Source organism: Pseudomaricurvus hydrocarbonicus (genome assembly GCF_011602365.1).
GTDB classification, from domain to species: domain Bacteria; phylum Pseudomonadota; class Gammaproteobacteria; order Pseudomonadales; family Cellvibrionaceae; genus Pseudomaricurvus; species Pseudomaricurvus hydrocarbonicus.
In genome coordinates, this window is record NZ_JAAONZ010000001.1 from 128,549 (window position 1) to 149,537 (window position 20,989).

Sequence of the window (20,989 nt, forward strand, 5' to 3'; positions counted from 1 at the left end):
TGATTGCTCCTCTTACAGGCCGAGAACGGCTTTACAGATAATGTTTTTCTGAACTTCGTTACTGCCACCATAAATGGAGGTCTTACGATTATTGAAGTAGGTCGGTGCGGTATTGGCCGCAGAACCCGGCCCAACCCATTCACCGTCAAAATTGATGTCGAATTGTTCGTCCAGGAACGGCAGCGCGTAGTAGCCGGCGATTTCCATTTTCAATTCGTCAATAGCCTGGGCGATCTCAGTGCCCTTGATTTTTAGAATCGAGGACTCAGGACCCGGTGCCTTGCCCGTGCTGACTGCGGCCAGCGTCCTGAGCTCTGTGTATTCCAACGCCAGCAGATCAATTTCCAGCTCCGCGACCTTTTGAGCGAAGGCCGGGTTTTCCAGGAGCGGGCGGCCAAAATCATTGGTTTCCGTGGCCAGTGCTTTCACGCTCTGCAGCGCCATTTTACTTTGGGCCACACGCGCAATGCCCGTGCGCTCATGGGTCAGCAAGACCTTCGCATAAGTCCAGCCCTTACCCTCTTCACCGATCAGGTTTGCAACCGGTACACGCACATTATCGAAATGCACTTCATTGACTTCGCGGCGCTCATCCAGCATGTAAATGGGCGACACGGTAATACCCGGCGTGGTCATGTCGATCAACAAAAAGCTGATTGCTTCCTGATTTTTGGCGTCACTGCCGCCGGTGCGCACCAGACAGAAAATCCAGTCCGCATACTGACCCAGGGTAGTCCAGGTCTTGGTGCCGTTGACCACATACTCATCACCGTCACGGGTGGCGGTGGTTTTCAGAGACGCCAGGTCAGAACCGGCATTGGGCTCGGAATACCCCTGACACCACCACACATTGCTGTTGAGAATGTCCGGCAGGAAACGTTTCTTCTGCTCTTCGTTACCAAACCCGTAAATCACCGGTGCCACCATGCTCATGCCGAAGGGAATCACACCGGGGGCTCCGACTTTGGCGCATTCATTGCTCCAGATGTACTTTTGAGTGGAGGTCCAGCCAGTACCGCCGTATTCAACCGGCCAGTTCACGGCCGCCCAGCCCTTTTCGGCCAGAATTTTTTGCCAGGTGACAAAATCTTCTTTTTCGAAATGCAGTCCTTTACGGGCTTTTTCAGCAATGTCTGCGGGTAATTTTTCTTTCAAAAACTGACGAACTTCCTCTTGGAACGCCAACTCTTCTGCAGAGAAATCCACGTTCATTCTCTCTCTCCTCTTGGGTGTGTTATAAAAAATCAGGTTTAAATATTGTGTCTTACTGTTTTTCTTTCACCATATTGCGGGCAATCACAATCTGTTGAATCTGGCTGGTGCCTTCATAGAGACGAAACAAACGCACATCCCGGTAAAAACGCTCAGCCGCGTATTCCGAGATATAACCTGCGCCGCCGTGTATTTGTACGGCGCGATCGGCAACCCGGCCTACCATTTCGGTACAAAATAATTTGCTGCAAGCCGCTTCCGTGCTGACCGGCTCACCCCGGTCGCGCTTTCGGGCCGCCTCCATCACCATGGACTTGCCGGCGAAAGCTTCTGCTTTTGAGTCCGCCAGCATGGCCTGAATTAACTGATGCTCACAAATGGGCTTGCCAAACTGAGTGCGCTCCATGGCAAAACGCAAGGCATCGTCAATCAACCGCTCGGCCACCCCCACACTGACGGCTGAGATATGCAAACGGCCGCGATCGAGAACCTTCATGGCAGTATAGAAGCCCTTGCCTTCAACGCCGCCAATCAAGCTGTCTGCCGGCACACGCACATTGTCGAATATCACATCACAGGTAGAGGAACCCGCCTGCCCCATCTTCTTGTCTTTGGCGCCCAGGCTGATGCCGTCAAGGCCCGCCTCGACGATGAACGCGGATACACCTTTTGCGCCTTTAACACTGCTATCGGTACGCGCCATCACCGTAAACGTGCCAGCTCGGGGGGCATTGGTGATAAAGCGCTTGGTGCCATTAAGAATATAATGATCGCCCTCGCGTACTGCGGTGGTTTTCACCGCAGCTGAATCAGAACCCACATCCGGCTCTGTGAGACAAAATGAACCGATTAATTCACCTGAAGCGTATTTGGGAAGATATTTTTGCTTTTGAGCCTCGGTTCCGTCAAAAACAATACCCGCCGAACCAATGCCGTTGTTGGTGCCGACGAGGGAGCGAAACGCCGGTGAAGTCTTCCCCAGCTCCATCGCTACCAGCACTTCCTCTTCCATGGTCAACCCCAGACCGCCGTACTCTTCCGGGATGGTCAGGCCAAACAGGCCCATCGCCTTCATTTCCTCAATGACGGCATCGGGAATGGCATCGTCTTCCGCCACCTGCGCCTCCAGCGGCACCAGTCGATCACGAACATAACGTGCCAGACTGTCCAGCAACGGATTGAGTGTTTCCGGGTCTCTGATCATGAACCTCTCTCCAACGATTTTTTACTTTAAAAATTATGCTTGTGATTATATTTCGGGCTAAAGTAAGGGGAAATACTAACAAGTAATTCCGCAGAGTGGAATTATCATCTCAATAATGTTTAAAATAACCCGGATTGTTCAATCACCCCCAGGCATAGAAATACCCGCATGGGCGCTGATGGGACCGACCAGTGAGTGTGACCACCCGCTTTTTGGACACTGAATCTAATAAAAACCAGAGGCCAGTAGGCCTCAAACTGATTCCTACGGGTCAAGGTAGTGAATCGGTACTTTGCAATATGGAGAGACACTGATGAATGCAGCACTGCCCCAAGGCCCCGCCGCCTCGGAAATGCACAGCCTAAAGGTTATCGAACAATTTGAAAAAAGCCCTCTTTCGCAGCGCTATCCGTGGACCAACAGCTACGATTTGATCCTTAACGCCTGTGAAAAGTGGGGAGACGATACCGGCCTGGAGTTCGTCCCCACCGGAACCGCCGGTGAACCCAGCGAAGTCATCAGTTACCGTCAGCTGGCGCGCCGTATCACCCAGACCGCGAATTTATTGCACAGCCTCGGGGTTCAGTCACAGGATGCCGTCTCGGTCATGATGCCCTCACTGCCTGAGACCTATTACGCCATTTGGGGAGCCCAGGCTGCAGGCATTACCAGCCCCTTGAACCCCATGCTGGACGCCCATCACCTGGCAGAAATCATCGACGTCACACAATCCAAAGTGCTGATCACGACCGCGCCCTTCACGGCTAACCGTGATCTGTGGGAGAAAGCGGTCGAGGTGGTTAAACAGGCGACCAACATCACCCACATGGTCATCATTACCCGCCCCGGACTGACCGAAGCCCTGCCTTCGGCGCCGCGCGAAGGGGTGATTATGGTCGACTACAATGCCATTGTTGATAATTTTAACGACAGCCGGTTGGACTCCGGCCGCCGTTTTCACGGTGATGACGCCGCCGCCTATATGCACACCGGGGGCACCACCGGTCGCCCCAAGGTCGCTCAACTCAACCACAGCAATTTTGCCTTTGTGGCTCAGTTAATCGCCGACATGGGGTCAGACCAGCCGCGCTACAACACCCCCTGTGCGCTGCCCCTGTTTCACATCTTTGGTCTGGTAGTCACCGGGATCGCGGCCTTTAGCATTGGTAACCCTATTATCATCCTGTCGCCTTCGGGGTTCCGTAACCCCAATGTTGTGGCTAACTTCTGGAGCTATGTCGAACGCTTCAAATTTAAAGGCGTCGCCGCCGTGCCGACCATTCTGTCGGTGCTCTACGAAGTTCCGGTGGGCGATCACGATGTCTCGTCGCTGGAAGAAATCATCAGTGGTGCCGCGCCCCTGCCCGATCATTTAAAACTCAAATTTGAAGACCGTTACCACTGTCGGGTGCGCAACGGTTACGGCATGACAGAAACCACCGCCTTGCTCTCACTGAGCCAGAAAGAAACCCCGGTGCCACTGGGCAGCTGTGGCCTGCGTCTCCCCTATGCAGAGAGGATCATTGGTCACATTGACGGCAATAAACTGACAAAAATTTGTGGCCCCAACGAAGCCGGCGTGATCCTGACGCGAGGACCGAATGTGTTTGCCGGTTACCTGGAAAAAAGTGACAACGACAAGGCCTGGGTCGACAACTGGTACAACACCGGGGATATAGGTTACCTGGATGAAGAGGGTTTCTTGTTCCTCACCGGACGCGCCAAAGACCTGATCATTCGCGGCGGCCACAACATCGACCCGCTACAAATTGAAGAGCCGTTGCTGAACCACCCGGACGTGGCCGACGTGGTGGCGATCGGCCAGCCCGATGCTCACGCAGGCGAACTGCCCATCGCCTATGTGGTGGCCAAGCCCGGCAAGCACATTGACGAGCAGGCACTGCTGGCCTACTGCCAGAAACATATCTCCGAACGTGCGGCCATCCCCAAACGCATTCAACTCCTTGAGAGCATTCCCCTCACCGCTGTTGGAAAAGTGTTCAAACCTCGCTTGCGTGAAATGGCTGCCGAGTACGTGCTGCACAGCATTCTGACTCATACCGAAATTGGCGCAAACATAGCAGTGTATACGGATCAACTGAAAGGCCTGACTGCGACTATAACGCTGGACGACAAAGACCAGGCTGAAACCGTTGCATCGGCTGTGCAATCGCTGCCGTTCCACATTGATATCGTGTAATGGCTTGGCCAATCGCTGGCACAACCACCACCGAGCAATTTATACCTGACACACGAATAGAGAAATGCTATGTCTGAAGCCTATATTTACGACGGCGGTCGCACTGCCTTTGGCCGTCACGGTGGCGCACTTTCCTCCGTACGTCCCGACAACCTGCTTGCCCATGTGATTCGCAGCCTGGTTGAACGCAATAATTTTGAACTCGGCCAGTACGAAGATGTGATCGCCGGCAACACCAATCAAGCCGGTGAAGACAGCCGCAATGTGGCCCGCTTTGCCGGTTTGCTGTCCGGCCTGCCCATTGCCACCGGCGGACTGACCGTCAACCGCCTGTGCGGATCCGGGCTGGCGGCGGCACTGGATGCCGCTCGCTGCGTAAAAACAGGTGAAGGTGAGCTGTTCGTTGCCGGTGGGGTGGAATCCATGAGCCGGGCACCGCTGGTGCTGTCCAAAGCCACCAGCGCTTTTGACCGCACTCAGGAAATTGCTGATACCACCATGGGGGCCCGCTTTACCAACCCTGAAATCGTACGCCTGTTTGGCGGCCACAGCATGCCAGAAACCGCGGACAACATTGCCGCCGATATTAACATCAGCCGTGAACAAAGCGACATTTTTGCAGCCGCATCCCAATCGAAATACGCAGCCGCACGAGCGGAGGGTTTCTTTATCGATGAAATTCTGCCCATCGAAGTTTCCCAAGGTCGCAAAAAGCCCTCAATCACCATTGATAGCGATGAACACCCCCGCCCACAAAGCAACCTCGACGCGCTGAGCCAATTGCGCCCCCTGAACGAAGGTGGCGTGGTGACCGCGGGCAACGCGTCGGGCATTAATGACGGCGCGTCTGCGGTGATCATTGGCAGCGAAAGCGCCGGGCTGGCAGCGGGGCTTGCACCCCGAGGCCGTATCCTGGCCGGAGCCATTGCCGGTGTCGAACCCCGGGTGATGGGCCTGGGCCCGGTTCCCGCTACACGCAAAGCTCTACAGCGTGCAGGGCTTAGCCTGGATGACATGGATGTGATGGAATTTAATGAAGCCTTCGCCACTCAAGCGTTAGGCTGTATGAAACAACTCGGTATTGCTTTCGATGACCCTCGTGTTAATCCCAATGGCGGCGCCATCGCTATCGGTCATCCACTGGGGGCTTCCGGAGCCCGAATTCTCTACACCGCACTTCGACAACTGGAACGCAGCAACGGTCGCTACGCTTTGGCGACCATGTGCATTGGCATCGGTCAGGGTATTGCGATTGTGATTGAGCGATTGTAAGTCTGGCCAGATTGACGTTTGAACGATTTAAAACCCCTGAGCCCACAGCTTGGCTCACCACACCCTACACGCAGGAGAGACTCTATGTCGGTCGTTACTTATACCCTTGAAAATGAAATTGGCATCATCCGGCTGAACAACCCGCCGGTCAACGCCTTATCGCTAGCCTTGCGCAGCGGCCTTGAAGAGGCCATCAACAATGCGCAAGACGACGCCAGCAAAGCACTGGTCATTCTGTGCGAAGGACGCACGTTTATCGCTGGCGCCGACATCACCGAATTCGGCAAGCCCCCCATGGAACCGTCGCTTCCCGCGGTCATTGCCACCCTTGAACAATCCAACAAACCCATTGTGGCCGCCATTCATGGCACGGCACTGGGTGGTGGCTTCGAAGTGGCTCTGGGCTGTCACTACCGAGTGGCACTCAGCTCGGCCAAAGTCGGCCTGCCGGAAGTCAAGCTGGGGCTGCTGCCCGGTGCTGGCGGTACACAGCGCACACCACGTCTGGCGGGAGTTGAGGCGGCGCTGGAATTGATGACCTCCGGAAACCCCATTTCAAGCCAAAAGGCACACGCCCTGAACCTGATCGATGAAGTGGTAGACACTGACCTTGAAGCGGCAGCCATTGCTTTTGCCCAACGGCTGATCACTGACCAGGCACCGTTGAAACGCATCCGCGACATTAACATTGACCCCGCCTCGGCGCCCAAAGAGCTTTTCGACGGCTACCGCAAAACGTTGGCTCGACGCGCCCGCGGCCAAATTGCCCCGCAAAATATCATTGCCTGCGTCGAAGCGGCGGTCAATCTGCCGATGGATGAGGGATTGGCAAAAGAGCGTCAATTGTTTGCAGAATGTCTGACCTCACCTCAGTCCGCCGCCATGCGCCACATGTTCTTTGCTGAACGTGAAGCGGCTAAAGTCAAGGGACTGCCGAAAGAGACACCACTGCGCCCCGTCAACTCCGTTGGCATCATCGGTGGTGGCACCATGGGTGGCGGTATCGCCATGAACTTCGCCAACGCCGGCATTCCCGTGACGCTGTTGGAGATTAATGACGAAGCGCTGCAACGGGGCCTGGGCATTATCGAAAAGAACTACGCCATCAGCGCCAAAAAAGGCAAGCTGAGTGACGCGCAAATGCAGCAATGCCTGTCACTGGTGCAAGGCAGCACCGATTATCAGGATCTGGCCGAAGTGGACCTGGTGATCGAAGCGGTGTTTGAAAATCTGGACATCAAAAAAGACGTCTTCACCAAGCTGGATGCCGTGTGCAAACCCGGTGCCATCCTGGCGACCAACACCTCCTATCAGGACGTCGATCAGATCGCTGCGGCCACCCAGCGTCCGCAAGACGTCATCGGTCTGCACTTTTTCAGCCCCGCCAACGTCATGAAACTGTTGGAAATTGTACGCGGGGAAAAAACCGCCGATGATGTCATCGCCACGGCCATGCAAATGGCCAAAACCATTAAAAAAGTGCCGGTACTGGCCCGCGTCTGCTATGGCTTTATCGGTAACCGCATGTTGCAACCGTATTTTCGCGAATCGCAACTGTTGTTGATTGAAGGCAGCACGCCGGAAAAAATCGACAGCGTCATGGAAAATTTTGGCATGGCCATGGGCCCCATTGCCGTCAGCGATCTGGCGGGTATCGACATCGGCTACAAAGCCCGTCAGGGGTTAAGCGCTGAGCAAAAAGGCCCCGCCAAAACCCACTGCGTGTCCGATGCTCTGGTGGAAATGGGTCGCCTGGGGCAAAAATCCGGCGCCGGCTTTTACACCTACGACCCGGAGACCCGAGCTCGTCAAAGTGACCCGCTGGTGATGGAGCTGGTCGAAGCGCAAGCCAAGGCACAGGGGATCGAACGCCGTGAGATCAGTGACGAAGAACACCTCAATCGCATGACCTTTGGCCTAATCAACGAAGGCGCCAAAATCCTGGAAGAAGGCATCGCTCAGCGCCCCGGGGATATCGACGTGGTCTACATCTATGGCTATGGCTACCCGGTGTCACGCGGCGGTCCCATGCATTACGCCGACAGCGTGGGCCTAAAAAAGATCTATGACACCATTTGCCAGTATCGTGAGCAGTACGGCGAAGTCTTCTGGCAGCCCTCGGCGCTGTTGAAACAACTGGCGGAAGAGAACAAAACCTTTGCTCAATGGGCTCAGGAAAACGCCTGACCAATTGCCAATCGGTCACCTGCGCATCGCCAGGCGACCGATCCGGTCAACCAGCGCGGCAACCATGCCGCGCTGGCTCCAAAACCTCAAAAAAACTGCTGATTCGCATTTATTCAGTCAGGATTCAGTCTTGTGAGGGGATACTGGCTCCACCTTATTGAAAAACCTCGGTGGGCACTATGAAACAGCTTCCTCAACCCTCAATCACCACAGGCGTGTATAGCGCCCTGATGGTTATCGGCCTGACATTGTTGACCCTCACAACCAGCCTGGAGGCCAGCGCGGATGATCGTCGCTACGACGGCTATGATTCACACCGCCATAATCAGCAGCAATTCGGTCACAACAAACATCAAAAGCAAAACAAACATTACTCTGGGAATAAGCACCAAGGCCATAAAGCCGAACAGTACTATTCGAATAAGCACCAGGGCCATAAAGCCAGACCTTACTATTCAAACCCGAAGCACGGTTCTTATAAAGGTTTCTATAACGGCAACGGACACCACACGCACGCCCTCAACAAACATGGCTTGCACACTAAAAAATATGACCACCGCCGCTACCATCATGACACGTACCGGGACCGCCACTCCTCTCATGACAGTTTTAGCCTGAACATCTGGGGCTTCGCCCCTCTGGTACCGCACTACCGCAGTTACCCCTCTTTCAGTGCGAGTTACCATTACCACAACAACAACCAACGCTGCTACAGTAGGCATTAACGTTGAGGAGCCGCTCTGCGGACACCTGGAACAATCGCTGCGCTGACACCACCGCTGCAGCCCGGTGACACGGTCAGCTTGCCCTAAGGTAAGCCACAGATATTCCAGAGCATCTATTCACCCGTGGTGCCAAAACACCGCCAGCAACACCACCCCCTGAGCGCTGACTTCAGGCTCAATACGAGGTTATATTACATGGAAAGCTATCAAGCACTGCTTGCGACCCTGGCCCTGAGTATGGGGGCATCCTGGGCCAGTGGTATCAATTTGTACGCTGTCTTACTGGTGCTTGGCATAGGCGGCTCTACCGGCAATATCGACTTGCCGCCAGACCTGCAAGTCCTTGCTGATCCGATGGTCATTGGGGCCGCCGGTTTGATGTATTTCGTAGAGTTTTTCGTCGATAAAACCCCGGGGGTGGACACCGCCTGGGACACCTTGCACACATTTATCCGCATACCGGCAGGCGCCATGTTAGCTGCCGGGGCCGTGGGGGACGTCACCCCGGCTCTGGAGATTGCCGCCGGCATCATGGGGGGTGCCCTGTCCGCAACCAGCCATGTGACCAAAACCGGAACCCGCGCCCTGATCAATACATCACCAGAACCTTTCAGTAATTGGGGCGCCTCTATATCAGAAGACATCGTGGTCTTTACAGGGCTTTGGACGGCGCTCAACTACCCTCTGGTTTTTTTGTGCCTGCTGTTTGCGTTCGTTGTGCTCGCGATTTGGGTATTGCCCAAAATATGGCGGGTGCTGAAAGCCATCGTCTTAAAAATAGGCGGCTGGTTAGGCATGCGGGATGCACCACCCCCCGCTTACAGCCACACCAGCGGGATGTCCCCGATTGACTTTTCTTTGGCTATCGACAATCACCCGGTGTATAGCGAAGAGCAATTGCGGCAGATTGAAGCCTTGCAATGCCTGAAAGAGGCGGGAAAAATCAGCGAAGAAGAATTTTTGAACACAAAAAAGAAAATATTGGGTGAAGAGTAAAGACAAGGCCTGATTAAGAAACACGCGCGCCCTAACGCTCCGGAACAGTGCCTGCCTTTTTTAAGGGAGTCCAGACAATCAACCGGCAATCAATCAACCGTCGGTGAGGCCTCGAGCGTTCGAGCAAGTGTTAAGCTGGTCGCAGCGACTCAAGGCTTGCCCAACCACTGGCGGATATACTCCGCACACGTCTCCCACCCCTGCTCGGCGACCACCCAATGAGTCTGCCCGGGAAAACAATGGTAATCCGCCTGCGGGTATTTATTGGCGACGTTTTTAGCGGCATTGGCCGGGATCAATCTATCCAGTTCCGCCCCCAACACCAGTGTGGGGCACTGCACTTTTGACGCACGCACTGCGGTTGCCTTGCGCCGATCGAGAAATGGCAGAGCGATCTCCAGCAACACTCGTCCTGATTCATAACCTAAACGATCATAGTAGACTCGACGCTGATCCTCCGGAATCAGTTGAAATGAGGAATAAACCACACTTTCAAAGCTGGGCCGGTGAGGCTTTTTCCAGAAGCCAGGCTGAAGGCACAGCGGTATAAAACTTTTTAGACCCGAGGCACTGATGGCCAACACATCATTCGGTGGTGCCGGGCAGGCCAGTACCAAACGCTCAACCAACCCTTTTTCAGCCAGTTTTTGCGCAATAAGCCCTCCCATTGAATGTCCGATGACAACCGGTTTTTCAGGCAGCGTGCGAATTAAAGTTTCGAGGTCTTCCACGTAATCCAAAAGACTCAAATGGCCCAATTCTTCATGGCCTGGATCCGCTTGCTGGTCTCCGTGGTAGCGCAGGTCGGGCGCAAGGCAGTCAAACCCCTGAGCTTCCATGTAGGTTTTCATGGGCTGCCAATACCAACCCCCACCCCACATGCCATGAATGAACACAATAGTTTTCTTCATTTGCACTCCCTTATTGTTCTCCCTGAAAGGTTTGCTCGACTCCAGTACCATAGCCTCAAGCGCTACCATGCTCTCACGCTGGGCAAATCGTCTCAACGAAGACCATTATCCCACGCGGTGCGGCTTGAGGCCCGTACAGAATAAATTCATGCCGCCACCAACGCAATTGATTGCACTTCAGACGCGCTCCTGTCACCTCTTCCACACTTGCCAATAAAATTAAAGACTATGATATAGATTATTTCGAGATAATACTTTACGGTATTTATTAGCATTAGCCATGAGAAATCCAGTCAATCCCTTGTTAAAGAGGCCACCTGCACAGGCAAAACCGGCAGTATTCAGGGGCTTTCGGCAACATTGCAGGGGGATCCAGTTTTTGCCCTCCCCGGTACTGGATTTAGGAAACGAATTAAAAAATGACAAACTGTAGAGCATCGCACAATAGATTCAGGGGGCTTGGCTATACTTTTTTGTGAGACCGGTCGAGACTACTTTGATTCCCCCTGGTGCAGCAATCAGGAACCCTTTGCTGACCAGTAGCTTGGGAATCAGCTCAACAATTACCGGGGATCGACAAACATGCGTACGATGGCATGCTGCGCATAACATCGTTTGACTCTGACGCGACTAAAGATGTGAATAACATGAAATTGTCTTTCTTTTGGCTGGCCGTTTTAATAACAACACAAGGTTATGCATTCGCTCAAACACCGGAAAATGAAGTCCTTACTCCAGAGGGTCAAAACGAATTCCCTGACACCAATAATGCATCGCGGGCAGCCCCAGCAGGGCCGCTAGGCGAAGGCCTTTTGGTCGGGACACAATTGAGTCAGTCTCCAACCCACCTGGCTCAAAATGATTTGAGCCCCAGAAGCTTAACCCGCGCTGCACCTACCGAGACTTTTGAAGGTGGCTTTGAAGAGAGGAGCTATCTGGATGCCATCGCGGAACTGGAACAGCACTACGGCCCCTACCACAGTGACCTGTCGCAATACCTGATGGGGCTTGGTATCAGCTATAAAAATCAGGGCAAGCATGAAGAGGCCACAGAAATATTCAAGCGCGCCATGCACGTCAGCAGAATCAGCGAAGGGCTTTACAGCTTGGGGCAGGTGCCCATTCTGGAACACCTGATCGAAAGCAATGTCTCCAGTGGTGACTGGGAAGGCGCCAGTGAAAGCCATCAATACCTGTACTGGTTATACCGCCGTAATTACGGTGAAGAAGACCCCCGGATGCTGCCGGCCATTACCAAGCTCAGCAACTGGCACTTAAACGCGTATGCACTGGATGTCGGCAGCGGCTTATTCCAGCATCTGATCAGTGCCCATAATCTTTACACCATGGCCGTGAATATCATTGACCGGACTTATGGTCACAACGACATGCGATTAGTGGGCGCCCTAAAAGGGTTGACCGTATCCAATTACTATCTCGCCACCTATCAGGCCAACGCCGCCAAGCAAGCGGAATTTGAGAGCAGCTTCAGCAGCCAGCGCGCCAGCATTGACGAAAAAGCTCGCCTCGACCAATACATACTGAACAGCTACAGCAGCGGCAAACGGGCCATTTCCCGCATACGTAATGTCTATGCCGCCAATCCGGAAGCCCCGGATGAGGCCGAGATTATTGCTGAAATCCAATTGGCGGACTGGAACCTCCTGTTTAACCGCTGGCACACAGCGATCGACATGTACCAGGAAGCCTACAATGCGCTGTCCCAGCACCCCAACGCCAAAGACAAGATCGATCAATACTTTGGCCACCCCGTGGCCTTACCCGATTTGCCGCTGCTGAAAGGGAATACTGACACGGCCAACGACGCCGATGAATACGTGTTGGCCAGGTTCAACGTCTCCAAACACGGTCAGGCCAGAAACATTGAAATTTTAGATGCCTTTCCTGAAAACAATGTAAAAAACCGTTCTCAAGTTCGCAAGACACTGAAAACAACCAAATTCAGACCCAGATTCGAAAATGGCGAGCCCGCTGCCACAGAAAATATCACTCATCGGTACGTTTTTGCGAACTAATCCCGTTACCCGCACTCCAAGATTTGTACTCTGGGGGCAGTCTAAACCCAACGAAGGCGGGTGTTTGGCCTTCACAGGGGTCTGTAACCCTCAAACTTGAAGCTGCCCCAGTATAAAATGCGCCTGATCAGCACATCAAAAACCCGAAAAATGCTATAGACTTGGGGTAAGGCTATCTTGGTATAAACCACTTGATATCAACCGCTTGGTATCAACCGATTCAGTCGGGATCTGTATTTAGGGCTCGCGGCAGTGCTGAGACAATGGTGCCGGGGGCCATCTTCCGATTGAGAAGATGCGTTAAACAACAGGGAATGAACATGGGTAGAAAAGCTTCGCTATTAGCGTTGGCCATTACTGCGATTGTCTTAACAGGCTGCAAAGAGGAACAACAGAGTTCCTCTTCTCCATCAATGCCATCACCCAGCTCGCCATCCAGCGCCTCGAGCAGCCCTCCTGCACCCAGCAGCCCCAGTTCGTCCCAGCAGCAGTCTCAACAACAGTCTCAACAACAATCCCAATCGTCGCCCAGCAGTTCGTCATCCAGCTCTCAGGCCTCGGCGCAACAAAGTGCTCGGGAGCGAGATTCCGCTCAGCCCAGTGGTCCAGAGCCTCAAGCCCGGGGAGAAAGTGGCAGTCAGGAAAGCGCTGACCTGCCTGCGGATGACGCCAGTGCTGATGACAATGGGGAGCCAGATACTGCTCAACCCAGCGAATCTTCACCCAGCGATGACATTGATTTCTCCGAAGAGGAAGCCTCAAGCGCTTCGGCGTCGAGCTCTTCCGCATCCAGCTCTTCAGCGTCCAGTGCATCCTCTTCAAGTTCATCAGCTTCCAGCTCCGCCAGCAGCGCATCTTCAGGGTCCTCGGGCGGCAGTAACGCAGCAGCGGCCGGCGGCCGAGCTCAATCGTCCCCCTCCAACTCCGGCCCTATGGGCGGCAGTTCAGGCGGCCCCATGACAACGGCCGAACGCGTTGCCGCTCTCGAAGGCCAGCTCGATGAATCCATGGCCAGCTACGACGGCATGATTCTAAGAGAGCGTGAATACGTTCTCAGCCGTTCCAATCAAAAGGGCAGCGAAGATGAACTGGAAGCTGCCGACGGCGGTGGCCTGCCCTATGAAGAGGTCGGTGAAGGGGATGGAGAAGGCGATGGCCAGGGCGGTATGGGTGAAGGCGCTCCTCCCCCACCATCAGGCCCCGAGGGGAGTGCCAGTCAGATGCCTGGCCAGAGCGGCAGTGGTAACGATTCTACCTCATCAGGCAGCGGCAGTCGTCCAGAGGGCAATCAAACCCGGGAAGGTGATTACCAACACGCCGGTGGCTATGCTCCGCCCGCAGACATTCCGGACGGCAGCGATGACGATGTAGTGGCGCGTCAAATTCGTGAGGCAGCCATGAAAGAAGCCGACCCGGCGTTGCGTGAAAAACTGTGGGAAGAATACCGCAAGTACAAAAATCAGTAAGCGCTAAAGCGGGTAAATGCACACCATCAGGTCCGTAAATAAACAGTCATTACACAAATACCAGTCGAACAAAAAGCCAATGAGTCAGCCCATGAACATCTCAGCGTTTTCTGTCAAAGCCCCTGATCTTCGCGGTGACCGTGCTCAAGACAATCTTCGCGATTGTTTGCACCCTGCCCGTCACTCCCTCCTGCGGAGAGTGTTGTTCACTTGCCTGATAGTGCCATTGGCCATTTTATCGGGCTGCTCCAGCAATACGGTGAAAACCACCCAGGTGGTGCCTGTAATGCAGGAACAGGCCGCCATCCCGGAAGCTGAACTGCTGGATGTGGGCATCCACTTGTTCGATCCTGGCCTGGAAGATGCCAATGATGACGATCAGGTTGTCTTTCCCGAAATCCGCAAGGCTGAATCACGCTTTATTCCCTACCATCTGATGCAGACATTGCAGTCCAGTGCGGCCTGGGGGGCGGTTCGGGTTATCCCAAATTCACAAAACAATGTGGACGTCACCGTCAAAGGCCAGATTCTGCAGTCTGACGGCGAGCAATTGCGCATCGTGGTCCATGTAATGGATGCCACCGGCAATGAGTGGTACGAAAAAGAGTACGAGGGCCTTGCCAGTAAATACGCCTACACCAAGCGTCGCAACAGCGCGGTTCCCAATGAACCCTTTCAGAGTCTTTACAACCAGATTGCGAACGACATGCTGCGCTATCGTCGTGAAAACTTTGCAAGCGCCGATTTGCAAAAAATTCGCACCATTGCCGAATTGCGTTTCGCTCAAAGTTTTTCTCCGGCCGCTTTCGGCGGTCACTTAAAAGAAACCTCCAAGGGTGAATATGAGATTACCCGATTGCCCGCCGAGGGAGACCCTATGCTCGACCGGATCCGCCAGATTCGTGAACGGGATTATCTGTTTGTCGACACCTTACAGGATTACTACGGCGGTTTCGTGAAAGACATGGATCAGCCCTATCAGGAATGGCGCGGCCAAAGTTACAACGAAGTCATCGCTCTGAGGGAACTCAAACGCGATGCCCGCAATCGAACTATTATGGGGATTGCCGCCTTGATCGGTGGAATCGCGGCAGCGGGTGGTGATCACGGGTCAACGCGAGCGGCTGGTACCGTGGCTGTTGCCGGCGGGGCCTATATGATCAAAAGCGGATTTGATAAACGCGCAGAATCGGAAATGCATGTCGAGGCACTGCAGGAACTCGGCGACTCACTGGAAGCCGCCATCGAGCCACAGGTAATCGAACTGGAAGACCGAACCATCACCTTATCCGGCACCGTCGAAAACCAATATGAGCAGTGGCGCGAATTGCTCCGTGAAATTTATCAAGTCGATACCGGAATGCAGTAATACCACCTGGCGCCCTCGTGCACTTAATCCCTGCATGAGGCCGGCAACGGCCATGAAGCGGGACAAGGATTGCGCGGGATGGCTGCTCATCTGTCCCGGAACGGGTGACTGCCCGGAATTCATGCAGCGCTGACTGGCAATCTGAAGAATAAACATCAATAATCAATGTGTAGGTATTAATCTAAGAGGCACTATTGTTAGAACCTTTGATGTAATTACCCCGGTCCGTCCTGCTGTTTTGCAGCAGATGGAAGCTGTGAAATAAAACAGCATAAGGACCTCCAGGCCATTCGACAGTGAGCAATTGAATACAGAACCATGACGGAGTCAAACATTAAACCCCAAACAGCGTCTTCTGCCGCCGACGCCAGCCCAGGCGCGGACGACAAGTGGGATGACAGTGAATTTCAGTCTCATCAGAAGCCCAACTGGCTGAAAACGCACCAGACCGAAGTCATCGGCTTTGCCGCATTAAGCGTCATTCTGCTGGCTGTCATCTTCTGGCTACCCAATGCCGTCGAACCACCAATACATGATTCAGCGGCTTCCTCTCAGTCCCGGCAAGCTGCCACCCCCCCCCAGGAAGCCGCCAGCAATACCCAGGGCGACGTAAGTCCCACCCCCTCTCCCAACAGCACCGGGCCACTGGAATCCCCATGGCAAGATGCCCAGACCACCAAGGCTCGACGTGCGGCCCAGGAAATCCTGGCAAAACTGCTGGACCAGCAAACCACTCTGGAGGGCATGCAGGTCAACCTGTGGGCCAAAGACGCGTTTGAAGCTGCCACCCTGAAAGCGAGTGAAGGCGACGAGCTCTATCGGACAAGAGCCTTTGGTGACGCCCTGGCCAGTTACGAAACAGCCCTGAAACTTTTTGAACAACTGGTGGCGCAGGCAGAAACAGAGTTCGCTCAGGCGATTGCTGCCGGTGACACGGCCATCACCAGCCAACAACCACAGGCAGCGGTAGATGCCTACACTCTTGCGACGGCCATTCGACCCAACAACAGCGATGCCCAAGCCGGATTGGCGCGAGCCAAGGTTCAGGAACAACTCATCGATCACCTCGAAACTGCCGACAATTTGATGTTGCAGTATCAATACCAGGAGGCAAAAGATCACATCAATCAGGCTCTGTCCCTGGACGGCCAATCCAAAATCGCGGCAGAGAAACTGGTTCAGATTAATAAAGCCATTGCCGAAGGCAATTTTGCCAGCCATATGGGCCAGGGCTATAGCCATCTTGAGCAGGGGCAATACTCCAAGGCCATCGCTCAATTTAAAAAGGCTCAAGCCTTAAAACCCAACAATCAGACAGCGCGTGACGCCATTGTCCAGGCCAGCAATCAACAGACCCAATATCGAATTCAGCAAGCCCTGCAGTTAGCCGCACAACAGGAGGATCAGGAGCAGTGGCGAAATGCCCTGTCCAACTACCAGGCCGCCGAAACGTTCGACTCCAGTCTGGTTGCTGCCAGAGTCGGTATTTTGCGGACCCAGGCTCGTGCCCAACTGGACGAACAACTGCAACAGCTGATCGATCAGCCACTGCGCCTTGCCGACCCGGCCGTATACCGCAGTGCACAGCAACTGTTGAGTGATGCCAGTAACGTCAAACCCCGCGGTCCGCGTATTGAAAAACAACAGCAACAATTGCAACAAGCGCTTGAAAAAGCACTGGATCCTGTCGCGGTGTTATTGCGCTCTGACAATCAGACACAAGTGACATTATACCGCGTGGGGCCGCTGGGCAATTTCAAAGAACAGACGCTGGAACTGAAACCTGGCCGTTACACACTGGTAGGAAGCCGTAATGGCTATCGGGATGTACGGGAAGAATTTACACTGCAGCCGGGCACCAACGCCAAAACCATTGTCATTCAGTGTGAAGAAAGAATTGCTCTGGGAGGATAAATGTAACAACCGATCGACTGCATTCGCGCACCGACATTACTGGCACTCAGGCTTTGTGCGGCAGGCAGACATTCACCACTCTGATTCAGACTGAATTTATGACTCAACAGGAAGAGATACCCGATATCAACGAGCGCAGCGATTCCCCTATGGCGGATGACGACATCATTCAACCGCTGGATTTCGAGCCGGCACAACCGCGACAGCACTCCCCCGGCTGGAAACCCTCCTCGCTGTCCGTCACGGTTGGCATTGCCTCGTTAGTAACCCTGCTGGTATTAGCCTATTTATTTGCGGCAAAATCCCTGTACATACGCACCAACACTGAACAACCGGCAATCAGCGTCGACGGTTTGCTGACGCTGAACGTGGGCGAACGTTTTCTGCTGTTAAAAGGTCCCCACCAAGTCAACATTCAGGCAGACGGCTACTACCCCTATTCTGAAACGCTGCAGATAAACAGCGATGACAATCAATATCACGACATTGACTTGAAACCGTTGCCCGGCCACCTGACCGTGATCAGCAATACCCCAGCCCAGATCTCTGTAGATGGCACCCCTTTGGGGGCCAGCGGAGAGCGCCTGCAAAACATTGCCGCTGGCGACCACCTGTTAAGCGCGCAGGCGGACCGTTACCAACCCCTTGAGCAACCAATCACCATCGAGGGGCTGGATAAAGACCAGAGCCTGACCATCGAACTGCAACCGGATTGGGCTAACGTGGACATTACCTCCACCCCCGCAGGGGCGAGTGTATTCTCCGACGGCGCTGAAATTGGCACAACCCCGCTGACCGCGGAACTGCTCACCGGCAAACATGATCTGATGGTCAAATTAGCCGGCTACAAAGCCTGGCGCCAGAGCCTGAGAGTCAAGGCTCAGGAAGCCGAAACCTTGCCGCACATTACACTCGTCAAAGCTGACGGGTTAGTGGACGTGGTTTCCAAACCTGCCGGTGCCAGCGTCACCGTCAATGGGCAATTTCGAGGCAAAACCCCGGTGGAAATTGCCCTTAGCCCCGGCAAAACCTATAACTTCACCCTGTTCAAAGACGGTTACAGTCCTCAACACCGCAAGGTCAGCGTGACCTCGGGCAAAGAGGCTTCGCTGTCGGTAAATTTAACCGCTGACCTGGGCAACATCTCCATCTCCGCAACCCCTGCCGATGCGCTGTTGTATGTGGATGATCGCTTAATGGGACGAGCCAATCAAAATCTGACGTTACCGGCCCGCAAACACCGTATTCGCATCAGCAAAGAAGGCTACGCCGATCATACTCAAACTGTGCTTGCGCGACAGGATCTGGATCAGAACCTGACCATTCGTTTACTGACCAATGAAGAGTACAAGTGGAAGAACATCAAACCCACCCTGCACACCGCAGCCAAACAAAAACTGCTGCTGTTTAAGCCTGACCACACGTTCACTATGGGTGCCTCACGCCGGGAACAGGGCCGTCGCGCCAACGAAGCGCAGCGCACCGTTAAGCTCGACCGGGCTTTTTATCTGAGTGAAAAACTGGTGACAAATGCTGAGTACCGACGCTTCGAAAAATTTCATACCTCGGGACACGTTAAAGGCAATAGCCTGAACGGTGAACAATATCCGGTGGTCAACGTTACCTGGCAAAAAGCCGCCCTCTACTGCAACTGGCTGTCAGCGCAGGACAACTTACCACCGTTTTATCAGGTCACTGGCGGTGTAGTCAGTGGTTTTAACTCCGAGAGCAATGGCTATCGTTTGCCCACTGAAGCCGAATGGTCGTGGGCCGCAAGACTCTCGGGCAACAAGATGATGAAATACTCCTGGGGTGAAAATCTGCCGCCGGCAAAAGGTTCCGGTAACTTTGGCGACCGTCAAGCCGCAGCCCTGTTAGGCGCCATCCTGGTCAGTTATGACGATGGATTTGCAGTAACTTCTCCGGTGGGTAAATTTCCTCCCAACCATCACAAGCTGTACGATATCAGCGGTAATGCGGCCGAGTGGATCAATGATTATTACGGCATAGAAACCGGTTTGTCACTCAAAGCGAAAGTCAATCCGATGGGGCCGGACAGTGGCGATTACCATGTGATCCGCGGCTCGAGCTGGGCCAACGCGACCATGACAGATTTGCGTTTATCTTTTCGGGACTACGGAACCGAAGCCCGCAATGATCTGGGCTTCCGCATTGCCCGGTTTATTGATTAAAGATTGCCGTTAAGACCATACAATAAGTTCACGACCAGACATGTAGAGCCTACAGGTCACCCATAATTGAAGATCATAAATTAAGAGCATTCAGTGAAGACCATTAGACAACGCAATGTAACCACAGCACTCCTTAGCGGCGTATTACTGCTGGTCATCTTCAGTCCACTTAGCCTGGCTCAAGCCACCACGCAAACCGAAGACACCACGTCAAAATCCCAGCAGCAACAAGAGTCACAAGAAGAACAAAAACAAACTGACACCCCCAAAGCAGCCGCGACAAAGACTGGCAGCGGCCAAACGGATCCGAACTTCACTCCGTCAGAACAAGTCTCTGAAGACTTGTCCGTCTCTTTTCCGGTGGACATATGAAGTGGCTAGCGGCGACCCCCGGGGGCCTTCTCTTGCTGCGCAGCTCACCTTGCAATAGCTAGTGTAGAAAACACCAATGAAAACCGATTTTCGAAACAACCAAATTACCCAGATCATGAGTTTAGGGACTTAACTATGAAACGCAACGCTGGATCAGAGTTCATCTACCAACTGTTTGCCCTGCTGATTTCCATCATCATCGTTCACTCTGTTTATGTGGCATGGGTTCGCCCCAATGCCGATGCCATTCTACAAGAACAAATGGACAAGCAAGCTGCAGGTGAACCTTACGTGGTGCAGCGAAGTCTGTTCGTGGTCATGCGCGATTACGAGCAGGAAGCCTGCTTTGTGTTAATGCTGTGGGCTATGTGCATCATGGGCTATAAAGCACGCCAGGCCATCCAGGAACGTAAAATGCTGGACATGCCGCTGCTTCGGGTTCGCGAAGGTGCCAGTATTCTTCCCGATGACACGGTTGAGTTTTCCAGACCCATTGAAGCCCTGCCCGCTAACCAACAAGCACTTTTAATTCCTCGCACCCTGACCACAGCCCTGCAGCGCTTTCAAACCACTCACAATGTGGCCGACGCCAGTACTGCGGTTAAAGATGCCTGCGAAACAGAATCCGACCGGCTGGACAGTGAACTGTCCATGGTGCGTTACATTGCCTGGGCGATTCCCTCTATCGGGTTTATCGGTACGGTACGCGGTATTGGCGAAGCCCTGGGCCAGGCACATAAAGCGGTTGAGGGCGATATTGCCGGGGTAACCATCAGCCTCGGCGTTGCCTTCAACTCGACCTTTGTGGCTCTGGTTATCAGTATTGTTGTCATGTTCTTCAGTCACCAATTGCAATTACTGCAGGAACGGCAAGTACTGGACACACAAAAATACTGCAACGAAAAACTGCTGCGTTTTCTGCGTGCTATCTGA

At 53.8% G+C, this 20,989-nt stretch carries 15 protein-coding genes; 12 read left to right on the forward strand and 3 right to left on the reverse strand.

The features are described 5' to 3' along the window. Nucleotides 1-12: 12 nt before the first annotated feature. Both G8770_RS00515 and G8770_RS00520 read right to left on the reverse strand, forming a co-directional pair. Complete coding sequence (locus G8770_RS00515) at nt 13-1,212, reverse strand: acyl-CoA dehydrogenase family protein (RefSeq protein WP_167180653.1); 1,200 nt, start codon at nt 1,210-1,212, stop codon at nt 13-15. Nucleotides 1,213-1,264: 52 nt separating this feature from the next. After that, complete coding sequence (locus G8770_RS00520; protein ID WP_167180655.1) at nt 1,265-2,416, reverse strand: acyl-CoA dehydrogenase family protein; 1,152 nt, start codon at nt 2,414-2,416, stop codon at nt 1,265-1,267. A gap of 313 nt (nt 2,417-2,729) precedes the next feature. Between G8770_RS00520 and G8770_RS00525 the strand changes: the two genes are divergently transcribed. The 5 genes from G8770_RS00525 (at nt 2,730) to G8770_RS00545 (ending at nt 9,796) form a co-directional block, all read left to right on the forward strand. Beyond that, entirely contained in the window at nt 2,730-4,616 is a 1,887-nt protein-coding gene (locus G8770_RS00525; protein ID WP_167180657.1) for an acyl-CoA synthetase, read from the forward strand. 69 nt (nt 4,617-4,685) lie between these two features. After that, nucleotides 4,686-5,888 (forward strand): 3-oxoadipyl-CoA thiolase, encoded by a 1,203-nt coding sequence (locus tag G8770_RS00530; protein WP_167180659.1) that lies wholly within the window; start codon nt 4,686-4,688, stop codon nt 5,886-5,888. 84 nt (nt 5,889-5,972) lie between these two features. Beyond that, on the forward strand, nt 5,973-8,075 hold the full coding sequence (locus G8770_RS00535) for a 3-hydroxyacyl-CoA dehydrogenase NAD-binding domain-containing protein (RefSeq protein WP_167180661.1): 2,103 nt from the start codon (nt 5,973-5,975) through the stop codon (nt 8,073-8,075). 179 nt (nt 8,076-8,254) lie between these two features. Then, nucleotides 8,255-8,800: a hypothetical protein gene (locus G8770_RS00540; protein WP_167180663.1), complete on the forward strand. Its 546-nt coding sequence runs from the start codon at nt 8,255-8,257 to the stop codon at nt 8,798-8,800. A gap of 195 nt (nt 8,801-8,995) precedes the next feature. Beyond that, nucleotides 8,996-9,796 (forward strand): DUF4126 family protein, encoded by an 801-nt coding sequence (locus G8770_RS00545; RefSeq protein ID WP_167180665.1) that lies wholly within the window; start codon nt 8,996-8,998, stop codon nt 9,794-9,796. A 149-nt stretch (nt 9,797-9,945) separates the two neighbouring features. Here G8770_RS00545 and G8770_RS00550 read toward each other — a convergent pair whose 3' ends face one another. Further along, nucleotides 9,946-10,707: an alpha/beta hydrolase gene (locus G8770_RS00550; RefSeq protein WP_167180667.1), complete on the reverse strand. Its 762-nt coding sequence runs from the start codon at nt 10,705-10,707 to the stop codon at nt 9,946-9,948. An 827-nt stretch (nt 10,708-11,534) separates the two neighbouring features. On the opposite strand from G8770_RS00550, the gene G8770_RS00555 reads away from it, so the two are divergent. The 7 genes from G8770_RS00555 (at nt 11,535) to G8770_RS00585 (ending at nt 20,989) form a co-directional block, all read left to right on the forward strand. After that, a complete protein-coding gene (locus G8770_RS00555; protein WP_167180669.1) occupies nt 11,535-12,743 on the forward strand; it encodes a tetratricopeptide repeat protein in 1,209 nt (402 codons plus the stop codon). 320 nt (nt 12,744-13,063) lie between these two features. Continuing rightward, nucleotides 13,064-14,209 (forward strand): hypothetical protein, encoded by a 1,146-nt coding sequence (locus G8770_RS00560; protein WP_167180671.1) that lies wholly within the window; start codon nt 13,064-13,066, stop codon nt 14,207-14,209. A 91-nt stretch (nt 14,210-14,300) separates the two neighbouring features. After that, complete coding sequence (locus G8770_RS00565) at nt 14,301-15,578, forward strand: hypothetical protein (protein ID WP_208021961.1); 1,278 nt, start codon at nt 14,301-14,303, stop codon at nt 15,576-15,578. A gap of 318 nt (nt 15,579-15,896) precedes the next feature. Continuing rightward, nucleotides 15,897-17,492: a tetratricopeptide repeat protein gene (locus tag G8770_RS00570; RefSeq protein ID WP_167180673.1), complete on the forward strand. Its 1,596-nt coding sequence runs from the start codon at nt 15,897-15,899 to the stop codon at nt 17,490-17,492. A gap of 98 nt (nt 17,493-17,590) precedes the next feature. Beyond that, nucleotides 17,591-19,684, forward strand: a complete 2,094-nt coding sequence (locus G8770_RS00575; protein WP_167180675.1) for a PEGA domain-containing protein — start codon at nt 17,591-17,593, stop codon at nt 19,682-19,684. 93 nt (nt 19,685-19,777) lie between these two features. After that, nucleotides 19,778-20,056, forward strand: coding sequence for a hypothetical protein (locus tag G8770_RS00580; RefSeq protein ID WP_167180677.1), 279 nt, complete (start codon nt 19,778-19,780; stop codon nt 20,054-20,056). 135 nt (nt 20,057-20,191) lie between these two features. Continuing rightward, nucleotides 20,192-20,989 (forward strand): MotA/TolQ/ExbB proton channel family protein, encoded by a 798-nt coding sequence (locus G8770_RS00585; protein ID WP_167180679.1) that lies wholly within the window; start codon nt 20,192-20,194, stop codon nt 20,987-20,989.